The organism is Deltaproteobacteria bacterium, from assembly GCA_019308905.1.
Lineage (GTDB): Bacteria > Desulfobacterota > BSN033 > WVXP01 > WVXP01 > JAFDHF01.
In genome coordinates this window covers 1-13,727 of record JAFDHF010000085.1, presented here as the reverse complement: position 1 = coordinate 13,727, position 13,727 = coordinate 1, and the positions used below count along the sequence as shown (strand labels likewise).

The window sequence follows — 13,727 nt, the reverse complement described above, 5'->3', positions numbered from 1 at the left end:
ACTTTCAGGAACCCCATCTAAGATTTGTGGAGTCTTCCGAGTTTTCGGCCGGGGATTCTTGCAAGTATATGACTTCACGATTTTTTCCTGTTTTGGCAGGAGAACACCCTTGTCACCTCGCTTCTGAGCTCACGCGGTGACCCTGTCAAGGTTGGCGGGTGGGCAGTTCCTGCCCCGTCCCCACGAACACGACTGACGAACACGACTCACGAACACGAATCACGAACACGAATCACGACTGACGAACACGACCTTTCCCCTCCCCGCTCACCCTTGATGGGTACCCCACCGCTTCCGCAATGTCGCTCGGAGGCAAGGGTGTTTTCCAAAAGTCAGGAAACTCCACTAAGATTTTGGTTGACATGTCGTGTCTTTTTGAGCCAAAATAGCATGGATTCAGGCTGCCTTGGCAAATCCCGGCAGGGAGGGGTGGCACCCCTGGACGGGAAAGGGGCGGTCACACAATCGAGGATTGTTTCTGAAAGGAGGTGAGGGGGGACCTTCCAGAGGAACCTTGTGACAGGTCTTGAGACGTTTGTCGGTCTCAGCAACCGCATTTACGGAACCATTTGGAACGGACAGGAGGGCTAGACATGAGAACGGGCAGAATGATCCTTTTATGTGCTGTCATCGTGGGCCTGGCTTTTGTCCCGGCAAAGGGCTTTGCCAGAGAGACCCTGGTCTACGGCACCACGGAGAAGGTCATTGATATGGATCCAGCAAATGCCTACGATTTTCACACGTGGGAGATATTTTACAATATATATCAAGGCCTTCTGAAGTATCCTCCGGGCGAGACGAACCTCGTCCCGGGGCTTGCCGAATCTTACGACATCAGTGCCGACGGCAAAGAGTACACCTTCCATCTCAGAAAGGGACTGAAATTCACCGACGGTACCCCCTTTGACGCATATTCGGTGAAATGGTCGATCGACCGAGTCATGGCTCTCAAAGGGGATCCTTCCTGGCTGGTTACGGACTTCGTGGACAGAGTGGAGTTGGTGGCGAGGCTCGATCCGAAGAAGGGAATGGTAGTGGACAAATACGCGGTGAGGTTCATTCTCAAGAATCCTGTGGCCTACTTCCCCTCCTTGGTTGCCTCTGTACCGTACTATCCGGTCAACCCCAATGTCTATCCGAAAGATAGGATCATTCGGGATCCATCAGAATTGGAGGGGGGGCAACTTGTCGGTCTCGGGCCGTACAAGGTGGTTTCCTTCAAGAGGGACGAAGAGATCGTTCTTGATAGAAACCCGAAATTCTACGGTGAGAGGCCGAGAAACGATCGGATCGTGATCCGGTATTTTGCGGATGCCACTACCATGCGGCTCGCCCTGGAAAAGGGGGAGATAGATTTTGCCTTCAAATCCTTCAACCCCTCGGACATCACGGATCTCGAAAAATCAGACAAGATCCAGACCGTAAAGGCCCAGGGGCCCTATATCCGGTACATATGTTTTCTCACGGATACACCTCCATTCAATGACAAGATTCTCCGCCAGGCAGTAGCGGCCGCCATCAACAGGCCTCCCCTGTTGGAGAAGGTCTTTCTAGGCCAGAATGCGCCCCTGTATTCGATGGTGCCCATGGGCATGTGGTCTCACATCGATGCCTTCAAAACAGCCTTCGGGGACGGGAACATTGCCAAGGCCCGAGAGCTGCTGGCCTCCAGAGGTTACAGCGAGAGTAACCCTCTCACTTTTGATTTCTGGTATACTCCCAGTCACTACGGCGACACAGAGGTGGATCTGGCAGCGGTTCTCAAGGCCCAGTTCGAGGCGACTGGGATGATGAAAGTCAATGTCAAATCGGCCGAATGGGCCACTTATAGAGACAACTGGGCAAACAAGGTGATGCCTGCCTGGCTGCTGGGCTGGTATCCGGATTATATCGATCCGGACAACTATACCAGTGCTTTTGCCGGAACAGCCGGTTCAAAGGGGCTGGGAATCCACTTCTCCAATCCCGAGTGGGATAAGAAGTTCGTCGAGGGCCAAACCGTGACGGACATGGCGAAGAGAACCGCGATCTATCAAGAGATCCAGAGAATGTGGACCGACGAGGTGCCGACGGCCCCCATATTTCAGGGAACCCTCTATCTCTTTGCGCAGAAGAACATCGAAGGTCTTCTCCTTTCGCCGACGTTGCAGTTCAACTACGGCCCGATCCACCGGGTGAAATAGCCTGCATTACAAGGGGCAGGTCCTGGCATCTGATAGAGTTTCGAGGGGCAATCCGTCCTTGTCCCTTGCGGCGGCATGACAAAGCCTGAGGTTGGAAGACAGATCGGTTCAAATGCCAGGACCGACCCTTCAGCCGGAGACCTATGGGAAGCCTCACAAGATACGTGGTGACCAGGATAATCCTCACGATCCCCATGGTCTTTATCCTATTGAGCATCGTCTTTGTCGTGCTCCGAGTCATGCCGGGCGATCCGGTCTCTTCCATGCTGGGCGGTCATGCCCCGGAAAAGGTCATTGAGAAGAAGAGGGAGGAACTCGGTCTCAACCGCCCCCTGGCTGTCCAGTACCTGGACTATCTATGGCAGATCTGCCGCCTCGATCTCGGCGAATCAATGGTCTTCAAACAACGGGTGACCAAGGCAATAGCCGAGAAGCTGCCGGCCACCATCGAGCTGACACTGGCGGGTATGGCCATCACCCTGTTTCTCGGCATATTCATGGGGGCCTATGCTGCGGACAAGAGACGGACACCCCAGGACAACCTGATCCGGCTGTACGGTATTGTGGTCTTCTGTATCCCCGTATACTGGATGGGCTTGATGTTGCAGCTGATTTTCGGCATCTGGCTCGACGTGCTTCCCATTGCCGGGAGAACCGGTCCGAGGGTCTTTGCCTCGACCTTCGAAAAGACCGGCTTTTACATACTCGACACCATCCTGGTTAAGGATTTTTCCGCTCTGGGGGATGTCCTGCTCCACCTCATTCTCCCGGCCTTCACCCTGGGAATCGTTCTTTCCGGGATCTTTGTTCGCCTCACGCGGGCCAACATGCTGGATGTGCTCAAGGCCGACTATATTCTCGCGGCCGAGGCGAGAGGAATCCGCCATCGAACAATCATATACAGGCACGCTCTGAAGAACGCCTTCATACCCATCCTCACGATGATCGGTCTACAGGTTGCCCTCCTAATGGCCGGGGCCATCCTCACGGAAACGACTTTTTCCTGGCCAGGCATGGGGCGGCTCCTTTTGGAAAGGATCTACCTGAGAGACTACCCGACCCTCCAGGGGGTGATCATCGTCTTCGCCCTGATTGTGGCTACCGTCTCCCTTGTTGTTGACATCATCTACGCCATCGTGGATCCAAGAATCAGGTACTAGGAGAGGATATGCGGTTTTCACCAGCAGCGGCTATGGCTCGGGGGATACACCATTTCACCGGAATGGGGAGGAAATACGGGATCGAATGGTGGATCCTGGTTGTAGGAGCCTTGATTATTCTCTCCATCGTCTTCATGGCCGTTTTTCCGAAGACCATCGCCCCTTTCAACCCTTACGACCAGAACACGGGGCCCCAGTTGGCACCTCCCGGAGGCAGGCACCTCATGGGCACGGACAACCTCCAGCGGGACGTCTGGTCGAGAATCGTATATGGATCCCAGACGATTCTCCGTGTGGCGGTTCTGGCTGCGGTGGTCTCTTCGGCCGTGGGTATTCCTCTGGGCCTGATCTCCGGTTTTTCGGGAGGAATTCTTGACAGAGTTCTTTCCCTGGTCATGGACTCTCTCTATGTATTTCCAGGGTTGATACTGGCCATCGCCTTTGCCGCCATGCTCGGGCCGGGGGTGATCAACATCACACTGGCCGTGGCTGTGATCTATATACCCACCTACTTTCGTCTTGTCCGGGGTCAGACCCTGGCGGTGAAGGAGGAACTCTACGTCGAGGCGGCCAGGGCGATCGGCGCTCCGGGTTCCACAATTTTGGCCAAGTACATCTTCCCCAACGTGATCGCCACTACGGCAGTGGTATTTACCCTAAACGTGGCCGATGCCATCATGATCGAGGCGGCTCTCACATATCTCGGCCTCGGGCTCCCCCCTTCCATCGTCGACTGGGGCATGGACCTTGCCATGGGAAAGCGGTTTCTCCCTTCCGGGCTCTGGTGGCTGATCACCTTTCCCGGGGCGATGATTTCACTTCTCGCTCTCGGCTTTACCATGCTTGGCGAGGGCCTTGCCGAAATCCTCAACCCAAGGCTTTTGGAGCGGTAGGAGAGTGGGTGCGATTCTGGAGATAGAAGACCTCACGGTCCACTTTCCCATCCATATCGGGACGGTTTGTGCGGTGGACAGCGTGGACCTGCGGCTGGAGCAGGGTGAGGTCATGGGACTGGTGGGAGAGACAGGCTGCGGCAAGTCGACTCTGGGGTTCTCGATTGTGAGACTCCTCAGGCCGCCTGGAAGAATCGTGAAAGGGAAGATCCTGTATCACGGCCGTGACATTGTCAAGATGGATGAGAAAGAGCTTCTATCCCTCAGGGGGAGAAGGATTGCCATGATCTTCCAGGATCCCCTCACATCTCTCAATCCTCTTTTCCGCATCGATCGGCAGTTCATCGAAACGGTCTTGACCCATGAGCCCGGGCTGGACAGGCAGGCGGCGTTCAACAGGGCCGAGAGGGTTTTGGAAAGCCTCGGTATTTCACCTGACAGGCTTCTCGAATATCCCCACCAGATGTCAGGAGGGATGCGCCAACGTATCATGATCGGAATGGGACTCATCCTGAACCCGGACCTGTTGATCGCCGATGAACCCACAACGTCCCTTGACGTGATCGTAGAGGCCCAGTTTCTCGACCTCCTGAACGATCTGCGGAGAAGGTACGATTTGACGATCCTGCTGATTACCCACAACCTCGGCAATGTTGCCCAACTGGCTGATCGAATTACCGTGATGTATGGAGGCAGCATCGCCGAGGTGGGGCCGGCAGAGAGTATCTTCGAGAGGCCCCTCCATCCCTATACACGGGGCCTCCTCTCTTCCATCCCCAATATCAAGCTCGAGGAACGAAAGCTCACTACCATGCCGGGGAGCCCCCCTGATTTGGTAAATCCACCCCCCGGTTGTGTCTTCCATCCCAGGTGTCCCAGTGCCATGGATATCTGTCGCCGCGAGAAACCCGGCGTTTCAAGAAAAGACGGGCACCTTGTCCGGTGTTGGCTTTACGGGTGAAAGAGGTCATGGAAGAGCTCCTGGAAGTCAGGAACATCAAGAAACACTTTCCTGTTCGGAAGGGGTTTGTGGACAAACTCCTAGCAAGGGAGCAGAGGTTTGTGAGGGCTGTGGACGGCGTCTCTTTCTCTATCAGAAAGGGAGAGGTCCTCGGCCTGGTAGGTGAAAGCGGGTGTGGCAAGACAACCACGGGAAGGCTTGTACTGCGACTTCTGGAACCCACCTCGGGAGAGGTGCTCTACAAGGGGAGGTCGATATTCTCCTATTCGAAGAAAGAGATGCAAGACATGAGGGAGAAGCTGCAGATCATCTTCCAGGATCCCTATGCATCGCTAAGTCCTAGGATGGCCATCGGCAGGGCCATTGAGCATCCCCTTCTCATTCACAACCATCGCCGTGGGGCTGATCCGGTGCAGGCCACCCTCACCATGATGGAAAAGGTCGGCCTCACACCTGCCCTGTTCCTTTACAAGAAGTACCCCCATCAGCTCTCCGGGGGGCAGCGCCAGCGGGTCGTGATCGCCAGGGCTCTGGTCACCGGTCCGGAGTTCATAGTGGCCGATGAACCTATTGCCATGGCCGACGTCTCCGTGAGGGCGCTGATACTCGAGCTGATGGTGAAATTGAAAGAGGAGTTCGATCTGACCTATCTTTTCATCACCCATGATCTGGCCACATGCAAGTACATCTGCGATCGCATTGCCATCATGTATTTGGGAAAGATAGTCGAGATCGGCCCCCTGGAAGAGGTCTTCAGAAAGCCCCTTCACCCTTACACCGACATGCTTCTGGCTGCTGTACCAGTCCCTGATCCCAAGTTTCGGAGGACCCGTCCCATTCCCAAAGGAGAGATTCCGAGTCCGATCGATCCTCCCCCGGGGTGCCGCTTCCATCCTCGATGCCCCTCTGCGAGATCGATGTGCAGCGTTCACGAACCCGAACTGGTGGAGGTGGAGCAGGATCACTGGGTAGCCTGCCACGTGTAGTGGGGGACCTCTCTTTTCCCTTCCTCATCCACCGGCCTTTTGGGCCGGGGTATACGGCACGGCCCCGAACAATGCCCCGTGATTTTGCGCGTGGGTTTTCTAGCCGTAAGGTGAAGATAGATACCGTATGAGCGGCATTACACGGTCGATCCGCCAGATGCCGGTGAGAACGGCAGGGAGAGGAACATGCCCCGAGAACGAGAAACCCAAAGGTCTACTCCCCTTTACGGATGGTACGTACTGGCTTCTTCCTTTGTAATCCTCTTTTTCAACTCGGGAGCCCGTTACTCCTTCGGAGTTACATTCAAGCCTATGATCACGGAATTCGGATGGGATCGAGGTTCGATCTCCCTTGTCTTCTTCCTCAATATGACCCTCTACGCTCTCTCTCTCACCCTCGTCGGTAAGGCTTACGACCGGTATGGCCCGAAGTGGGTCATCCTCGTTTCCACGGTCTTTGTTTCTTCGGGATACGGGCTTATCTCTCGTATCGGAACCATTTGGCAGTTCTGTATCTCTTACGGAGTGATAGCAGCCATCGGCTTGGGGGGACCATCTGTGACCCTTATGGCGGCGATCACGAGCAAGTGGTTCGAAAAATGGAGAGGCGCCGCCATCAGTCTGGCCCTCTCCGGGAATTCCATCGGGCAGTTCGTCCTGGTTCCCATCATCACCCTGGTCGTCTCGCGTTATGGATGGAGAACCTCCTACCTTCTGATCAGCCTGATCATGTTCGGGGTGAACACGGTTCTCGCCTTCTCGGTCATCAGGGGTGACCCTGAGGATCTCGGCTACAGGCCCTTCGGCTCTCAACATATGGGCGAGGTCGCCAACCCGGAAGAGGGGCCTCCGTCCAACGGGCCGCCTCACGACATGAGCCTCCGTGAGGCCATGGGGACGCCTTCTTTCTGGTTCTTCCTGGTGGTGATGTTCATCTGCGGGAGCGGAGATTTCCTGGTTACCACCCACCTGATCCCATGGGTCACAGATTATGGTATCTCTCCTTTCACAGCGGGTCATATGTTGGCCTGGCTCGGCCTGATGAGCCTGGCCGGGATGCTGGTGGCCGGGCCCGTCTCGGATCTTTTCGGAAACAAGATCCCCATAGCCCTAACCTTTCTGCTCCGCTCGTTTCTCTTCCTCCTGATCTTGAAATATCAGAACCTTTTCTCCTTCTATGTCTTTGCCCTTGCCTTTGGGTTCACCCTGCTGATCACCGCCCCACTCAATGCCACGCTCATGGGGAAACTCTATGGATTTTCTCACGTCGGGCTGATTACCGGTTTCATAACCACCATCCATCATCTGGGAGGGGGGTTTTGGGCCTATATGGGAGGGCGGATCTTTGATCGAACCGGGGGTTACGGATTGGCCTTCTTCCTCTCCGCGGTGATGGCTCTTGTCGCCATGCTGGCCGCTTTACTCATAACCGAGAAGAGACACCGACCTCTCCGATAGGCAACCCCTCTCGTGCGGGGCGTAAGGACGTGCTCGTGTCAACGAGAGAAACAATGCAAGGCCAGAATCACCATGTCGCCCGGGCAAGGCAGGGAGTTTCAACCGATAAGCATTCTCAAGACCGCAAAGTAGATGATTCCACCTCCCAGAACCATCAGTGCCGGAAGCCAGAGGCGGCCGTACACCTTTGACCACGGGGCCTGGAAATACTCGTTGCTCAGGATCAGGCAGAGATGGACCGGTGAGAGGATAACCCCGGTGAATCCAGAGACGAATGCCAGGAGGGTCAGTGGAAGCTTGATGTCCGCGGCTCCTGCTCCTTGGATGAGGGGAGCCAGTATTGGAAAGGCCGTGCCAACGAAAGCTATGGTCCAGCCCGAGATTATACCGAGAACCATAGGGAGAAATACTATTACCAACACCAAGGGGACCTTGAGATTGAACAGTATCACCCCCACCTCATGAGCAGCACCACTTCCCTCCATGATCCCCTTGAAGAGAAAGACTCCAGCCACGGCGAACCACATTCTCGGCAGTTTTGAGTCCAGCAGAATCTGCCTTGCCTGGTGAATCCTGATGCCCCGGTCCCACCAGGCCCACCCAATGGCGGCGAGGAGCCCGATCACAAGGCCCGTCTCCTTGGGCAGGGCGAGCCACCGGCGACTTGCACCGCCAAACTGCAGGAAAAGGGCAAAGCCCACACCGGGCACGATGGCAAGCAAGAGAGGGGAGAGCGCGCTCCACACAGTTGAACCATCTTTAGGCTCGACCCGGGAGGGGTCTTCTCCCAGAGGTTCGGAGATCTGCATCAGCTGGGGAAGTCCGGCCAACATTGCGATGGCTGTCATGGGCAGAGCCAAGAGAATGTAATGCCAGAGGTTGACCTGCACGATCGCACACATGAGGAGCAAGGCGGGATACAGGGGCCACCAGTATTCCCAGATATGACGGTACCAATAGTTGAGAAAACTCTTCAATGAGGGGATCAGCTTTTTCCCCGTGTCAAACGAATCAAGCATGGGGGCGGAGAAGACCGCCCCTCCAGGCATGGGAAGCAGTCCGATAAGAGCCGGGAAAGCCACCAGCCCCCAGCGCCTTTCTCCCAGGCGGTTCTTGAATCTCACGAGCAGTTCGCGCAGATGGCCGAGGTGTTCCAGGGACGCACTCAATATGACGATCAAGGTGACGACGAGAGTCAGGAGCAGAGACTGGCTGCTAAGCAGGGTCCCGAGAGAGACCGCGAGCATCTCGGAGGGACTCATGGAGAAGGCGAGGCCCAGGATCCCGGCCCCGATGCCGAGGGCGAGACCGATACGGGACGAGAGGCGGATCAGCAAGATAACCAGCCCGAGCACGCAGGTGATCTTGAGAAGTGGAAGCAGAGCGACGAGATCCATCTTGTTCTCCTACGACTTGCGATCCAGGATTTCCTTACTGTCCGGTATTTTTCACACAGAAGAGCTTCCAAAATCAAGGTCCTTCTACAAACCCGACCGGCCTTACCCCCCGAAAAGCGCCCTGGTCCGCCCCTTCCCCAATCTCGCTTGGGGCGAGCGCCGTGTTCCACAAGCGAGGAAGCTCCAGACCGTGGGCTCTTGACAAAGATGAGGATGACTCCCCTATATTCTAGCTATATCCCTGGAGGGTATGGACCATCTTGTTGAACTTGGAGACAACCAGCCATGGTCAGATTGACGGAAGGTGCGGCAGAAAAACTGAGAGAGGCTCTTGAACAGACCAATGCAGGAGGGAAGTTCCTGAGGATTTTTGTCGAGGGTTTCGGTTGAGGCGGTCCCAGGCTAGGGTTGGCTCTGGATGAGTCAAGAGAGGAGGACACGCATTATCAGGCAGGATCCATGTCATTCATCCTCGATCCTTCCACTGTCCAACTGGCACGGTCCTACGGAACGGTTGTCATCGATTATGTGGATTCGCTGTTCGGCAGAGGTTTCACAGTCTCCATGACAGGAGTGGCATCCTGCTAGCCGGTCCTAGGGAAGAGCTCAGGCAGGGGCTTTCGGGCTCTGCGGTAATGTCTGGGGACTCTTTTTGTGATCCCGCAGGTGATCTCGTAGTTGATGGTTCCAGCCTTTTCTGCTATCTCCTCCACTGAGATGCGCTCTGTCCGTTGCCTGCCGAAAAGGACAACCTCTCGGCCGGCAGCGGCTTCGGGAACGTCCGTAACGTCAACCATGGTCATGTCCATACAGATACGACCCACAACGGGTGCCCGCCTGCCGCAAACCAAAACCTCGGCCCTGTTGGAAAGGAGCCGTGGATATCCGTCACCGTATCCCACCGGAAGGACCGCAATCCTGCTCTTGCGCCGAGTCACGAAGGTTCGGCCGTATGAGACACTCGTCCCTTCCGCCAGTTCCCGGAGGAAGACAATCCGCGTGGTCAACTCCATAGCAGGAACCAAATTGAGGGAATGGTCAACTTCTCTGGAAGGATAGAGACCGTAAAGGCTAATTCCCGGACGTACCATATCAAGGTGACTCTCGGGAAGTTCGATCGTCCCCGCGCTGTTTGCCATGTGGTAGAGGGGGATCTTGATGCCTCGGCCCTCGAGATCCTTTCTGAGGTTGATCAGCCGCAAAAGCTGCTTTCGACTGAAAGACTTGTCTGCCTCCTCGGCCGAGGCGAAATGCGAGAATACGCCTTCGATGAATATGTGCTTCAGACGCTTCATCTCCAGTACAAACTCCGGGACGTCACGGGGGTTGAGGCCGAGTCTGCCCATGCCCGTGTCGACCTTGACATGGATCACCCCTTTCCGGCCGGATGCAGCGGCCGCGTGGTCGATGGCAAGGGCCACCTCCGGTGTGAAGACCGAGACTGTCAGCTCGTGCCGGAGCACCCGCTCTGCCGCCCCGGGTACTATACCGCCGAGAACCAGAATGGGAGCAGTGAGCCCTGCTTGTCTGAGCCTTATGCCCTCCTCAACCAGAGCGACCCCAAGCCATTCGGCCCCGGATGTGAGAGCAGCCTTGGCCACGGGGACGGCGCCATGACCGTAACCGTCGGCCTTCACCACAGCCATGAGGCGGACCCGGGAACCGATACGCTCCTTGAGGATCCTGGTGTTGTGAGCCACTGCACCGAGATTAACAATCGCCCTCGTGGGCCTGATCATGGTCCTTTCCTCCATCAAACGATCCAAAAACGCCTTTCCCGGGCGGAGATGGAGTCTCCTCTTGAGTTCCGGGCTTCATGCCCGAGGTGAGACCAATCCCAAAATGAAAAAGCCTGCAACCCTGCAGGCCTCCTCGCCGTAAGTGGCGGTGCAGGGATTTGAACCCCGGACACTGCGGATATGAGCCGCATGCTCTAACCAACTGAGCTACACCGCCAGAACCAGAACTATTCTTACCGATATTTGCACGGTTTGTCAACAGTGGTTGCAGCGGAGTCTCGGCAGTCGTACGGCAAGATCGAAGAAGAGGAAGGTCATTTTGACTACGGGAGCTGGTGCCCGGCCCTGGGACGCTCCTTCTCTTTATGAACCCTGGGAGTGAGGGAGAGACAAATCCAAATCGAGAGGACCATCAACCATGGGAAAGCTGGGAGCATGGCTTTTCAGGTAGTCCTCCAAGATTCTTATGGAGAGGCTGGAACCTCTGTCAAAGGAGAGACCGGCTACGACCCGGCCGTCGGCTGTCGAGGTGGTGTGGACCACCGTTCCCTTGAACTTAAGGCCCATCCCTTCGAGGACGATGAGAAAATCGAATACGTGCCCCTTGTGGAGGGGCAGGTCGGAGACGATCCTGATGCCTCCTGACCCTATCTCGGCTGTCTTGGCTGACACCAGGCGGTTGGCCTGGTTGTAAAGGACTGACCGGGCCACCACAAAGCGAGGACTTTTTCGTCGATCTCCAGTATTTTCTGTCATAGAATCTGTCAGCGATGCTCCTGGTGCGCAGAGACTGTACAGGTTTGGACATCTTTGTGCAAGAATGGACCACCCATTTTGACTAGATTGATTTCCAGGCCGGTATGATCAGCATCTCACAAATAAGGCCACAAAACGCCTATTTTCTCTCATGCAATCGACATGCCAAACATTAGGGTTCCGTGTCAAGGAGAAGGGATCGGTTCTTGGCGATTCGTTTCACCAGGCTTGACAGGTCCTCGGGATTGTTCTTGTCCGGGTCTTCCAGGACGAAATCGAGCAACCGGTGGAGGATCCGGCCGACCTCGACCCCCTCCTCTATTCCAAGAATCTCCTTTACACCGTCGCCACGGACGGCCAGTTGGGAGAGGGTTAACGGCGTGTTTGACTCGAGTATCTTCTTTGACCTCTCCCTGATGTACCTCAGCCTTCGGATTCCCGATGGACTCAGGCCCGAGGCCTTTGCGTCGGCTATCGAAAGGGCGAAGAGATCGTCCACCAAGGAGCGGTCTATCCGGGAAAGAAGACGACGTAACCCAGACCCTCCCGACACCCGGTGAAAAGGCAACTCGTGGCTTCTGATCAACTGGCAGATGTATCTCCTCTGGCGATTGCTGAGTTTGAGACGCCTGGCCACGGCATCCGCCATGGCAGCGCCGATCTCCTCGTGGCCTTCAGCACCGGACCCGGTTCTCCGCGATTCCGGTATCCTCGCCATCCCCACATCGTGTAGGAGCCCGGCCAAGCGGAGTAGAGGGAAGGGAGGGGCCGCGTCGGCCGTAGCCAGGAGGTGATGGTAAAGCTCTCCCCCTGAACCGTATTCTTTGCCGTATCCCTCCAAAAGCTCGGGGAGGGCAATGGCCAGAAGCCCCACATGCCTCATCATTTCAAAGGCATGAGACGGGGTCGTTGCCTTCATGATTCTCAGGATCTCGTCACGGATTCGTTCCCACGACGGAATGTTCGTCTTTTGGATGGCAATGGGAATGGCCTCGAGCGTGGCCTCCTCTATCCGATAACCGAGAGTCGCGGCCAACCGTATTGCCCTGTAAGTCCGTACCCCGTCCTCCATGAATCGGTCGAGGGGGTTGTCGACACCGCGGATGACCCCCCTTTTCAGATCCCCCTCTCCTCCAAAAGGATCAACGATGGTCCCTGTGAGGGGATCATAGGCCATGGCATCGATAGTGAAATCCCTGTGCCTGAGGTCCTCCTCTATGTGCCGGCTCGAGGGGAGATCCCGTGGTGGATCTTGCAAATCATGGCCTCTGCCACCCCGGAAGGTTGTCACCTCGCATTGACAGCCTCGGTAGAGGACCGTGACCGTGCCGTGGCGAATCCCCGTGGGTATCACCTTGGGAAAGATCCGGACAAGCCGCTCCGGAGTGGCATTGGTGGCTATATCCCAATCAGAAACAGGGTTGCCGAGAAGGAGATCCCTCACGGCACCTCCAACGACGTAGCCGATAAGGCCGTGCCGCCGCAGGAGCCGGAGGATTTCCATTACCTCTTCTGGTATTGGCAAGCTTCTCCGGGAAGAGGATTTCATAGTTCAAGCTCGACGGGTTGAAAATCCAAATAGTCGCAAGCCGCAAAAATGTAAGTCACCCCGTTGCGGGTGCCCTGGAAGGCGATCTTCTGATCGTCCCCGTGGAGGTGGGCGTACACGCATGCGGCCACCTGAAATGTTTCAAGGAGTTCGGTGAATCCTGAAGAGAGGACAGCTCTTGTCAGAGGCGGATAGTGGAGTACCGCCACCAGCTTTCTATCCTCCCTTTGTGGAACTTGTTCAAGGGCGATTCTCAGACGGTTCACCTCCCTGAGATAGATTCTCTCGTCTCTATCGTCGAATCTGGCTGCCCCAGGGATGTTCCATCCCCGGGTTCCAACAACGGAAAGCCTGTCTCGAGTCCAGGCGCTGGCGTTGATCGCGATCATGCCTTGCGGCAGCACCGCGTTCACCTTGGCTCTGGAAGACCACCAGTAGTCGTGATTGCCGCGGACAAGGATCTTGGTCCCAGGCAGCTTCCCGAGCCTCTCCAGGTCGACTATGGCTTGGTCGAGCTTGAGGGCCCAGGACAGGTCGCCGGCGACGAGAACCGTATCGTCCGGCCTTACAGTCCTGCTCCAGTTCTCAAAAAGTCTTTCTTCGTGGTTCCTCCACTGGGGGCCAAAGATGTCCATTGTTTTCCCC

At 56.1% G+C, this 13,727-nt stretch carries 12 protein-coding genes and 1 tRNA gene; 7 read left to right on the top strand and 6 right to left on the bottom strand.

Annotation, left to right across the window (positions count from 1 at the left end):
- The first annotated feature begins 593 nt into the window (after positions 1 to 593).
- The 6 genes from JRJ26_18820 (at position 594) to JRJ26_18795 (ending at position 7,641) form a co-directional block, all read left to right on the top strand.
- Positions 594 to 2,183, top strand: coding sequence for a peptide ABC transporter substrate-binding protein (locus tag JRJ26_18820; protein ID MBW2059547.1), 1,590 nt, complete (start codon positions 594 to 596; stop codon positions 2,181 to 2,183).
- Positions 2,184 to 2,326: 143 nt separating this feature from the next.
- The gene (locus tag JRJ26_18815) at positions 2,327 to 3,343 is read left to right on the top strand and encodes an ABC transporter permease (GenBank protein ID MBW2059546.1); all 1,017 of its coding nucleotides are present in this window, start codon (positions 2,327 to 2,329) and stop codon (positions 3,341 to 3,343) included.
- Positions 3,344 to 3,375: 32 nt separating this feature from the next.
- Positions 3,376 to 4,236: an ABC transporter permease gene (locus JRJ26_18810; GenBank protein ID MBW2059545.1), complete on the top strand. Its 861-nt coding sequence runs from the start codon at positions 3,376 to 3,378 to the stop codon at positions 4,234 to 4,236.
- A gap of 13 nt (positions 4,237 to 4,249) precedes the next feature.
- Complete coding sequence (locus tag JRJ26_18805; GenBank protein ID MBW2059544.1) at positions 4,250 to 5,197, top strand: ABC transporter ATP-binding protein; 948 nt, start codon at positions 4,250 to 4,252, stop codon at positions 5,195 to 5,197.
- Between the two features lie 8 nt (positions 5,198 to 5,205).
- Entirely contained in the window at positions 5,206 to 6,183 is a 978-nt protein-coding gene (locus tag JRJ26_18800) for an ABC transporter ATP-binding protein (GenBank protein ID MBW2059543.1), read from the top strand.
- Between the two features lie 186 nt (positions 6,184 to 6,369).
- The gene (locus tag JRJ26_18795) at positions 6,370 to 7,641 is read left to right on the top strand and encodes an MFS transporter (protein MBW2059542.1); all 1,272 of its coding nucleotides are present in this window, start codon (positions 6,370 to 6,372) and stop codon (positions 7,639 to 7,641) included.
- 98 nt (positions 7,642 to 7,739) lie between these two features.
- Here the strand turns inward: JRJ26_18795 and JRJ26_18790 are convergent, their stop codons facing one another.
- Positions 7,740 to 9,038: a DUF401 family protein gene (locus JRJ26_18790; GenBank protein MBW2059541.1), complete on the bottom strand. Its 1,299-nt coding sequence runs from the start codon at positions 9,036 to 9,038 to the stop codon at positions 7,740 to 7,742.
- A gap of 408 nt (positions 9,039 to 9,446) precedes the next feature.
- Between JRJ26_18790 and JRJ26_18785 the strand changes: the two genes are divergently transcribed.
- The gene (locus tag JRJ26_18785) at positions 9,447 to 9,626 is read left to right on the top strand and encodes a hypothetical protein (GenBank protein MBW2059540.1); all 180 of its coding nucleotides are present in this window, start codon (positions 9,447 to 9,449) and stop codon (positions 9,624 to 9,626) included.
- On the opposite strand, the gene JRJ26_18780 is transcribed toward JRJ26_18785, so the two are convergent.
- The 5 genes from JRJ26_18780 to JRJ26_18760 form a co-directional block, all read right to left on the bottom strand.
- Positions 9,623 to 10,777 carry an alanine racemase gene (locus tag JRJ26_18780; GenBank protein ID MBW2059539.1) on the bottom strand — a complete coding sequence of 385 codons (1,155 nt, stop codon included), beginning with the start codon at positions 10,775 to 10,777 and terminating at the stop codon, positions 9,623 to 9,625. The genes JRJ26_18785 and JRJ26_18780 overlap by 4 nt on opposite strands.
- A gap of 143 nt (positions 10,778 to 10,920) precedes the next feature.
- A tRNA-Met gene (locus JRJ26_18775) sits at positions 10,921 to 10,994 on the bottom strand.
- Positions 10,995 to 11,140: 146 nt separating this feature from the next.
- A complete protein-coding gene (locus JRJ26_18770; protein MBW2059538.1) occupies positions 11,141 to 11,491 on the bottom strand; it encodes a PilZ domain-containing protein in 351 nt (116 codons plus the stop codon).
- Positions 11,492 to 11,705: 214 nt separating this feature from the next.
- Complete coding sequence (locus tag JRJ26_18765) at positions 11,706 to 13,037, bottom strand: CCA tRNA nucleotidyltransferase (protein MBW2059537.1); 1,332 nt, start codon at positions 13,035 to 13,037, stop codon at positions 11,706 to 11,708.
- 41 nt (positions 13,038 to 13,078) lie between these two features.
- Positions 13,079 to 13,717, bottom strand: a complete 639-nt coding sequence (locus JRJ26_18760; GenBank protein MBW2059536.1) for a metallophosphoesterase — start codon at positions 13,715 to 13,717, stop codon at positions 13,079 to 13,081.
- Between the last annotated feature and the right edge of the window lie 10 nt (positions 13,718 to 13,727).

What these genes read in the sequence shown, in the direction of transcription:
- JRJ26_18820 (MBW2059547.1), top strand. Translation starts at nt 594, where the DNA reads ATGAGAACGGGCAGAATGATCCTTTTATGTGCTGTCATCGTGGGCCTG.
- JRJ26_18815 (MBW2059546.1), top strand. Translation starts at nt 2,327, where the DNA reads ATGGGAAGCCTCACAAGATACGTGGTGACCAGGATAATCCTCACGATC.
- JRJ26_18810 (MBW2059545.1), top strand. Translation starts at nt 3,376, where the DNA reads ATGGCTCGGGGGATACACCATTTCACCGGAATGGGGAGGAAATACGGG.
- JRJ26_18800 (MBW2059543.1), top strand. Translation starts at nt 5,206, where the DNA reads ATGGAAGAGCTCCTGGAAGTCAGGAACATCAAGAAACACTTTCCTGTT.
- JRJ26_18795 (MBW2059542.1), top strand. Translation starts at nt 6,370, where the DNA reads ATGCCCCGAGAACGAGAAACCCAAAGGTCTACTCCCCTTTACGGATGG.
- JRJ26_18790 (MBW2059541.1), bottom strand. Translation starts at nt 9,038, where the DNA reads ATGGATCTCGTCGCTCTGCTTCCACTTCTCAAGATCACCTGCGTGCTC.
- JRJ26_18780 (MBW2059539.1), bottom strand. Translation starts at nt 10,777, where the DNA reads ATGATCAGGCCCACGAGGGCGATTGTTAATCTCGGTGCAGTGGCTCAC.
- JRJ26_18765 (MBW2059537.1), bottom strand. Translation starts at nt 13,037, where the DNA reads ATGGAAATCCTCCGGCTCCTGCGGCGGCACGGCCTTATCGGCTACGTC.
- JRJ26_18760 (MBW2059536.1), bottom strand. Translation starts at nt 13,717, where the DNA reads ATGGACATCTTTGGCCCCCAGTGGAGGAACCACGAAGAAAGACTTTTT.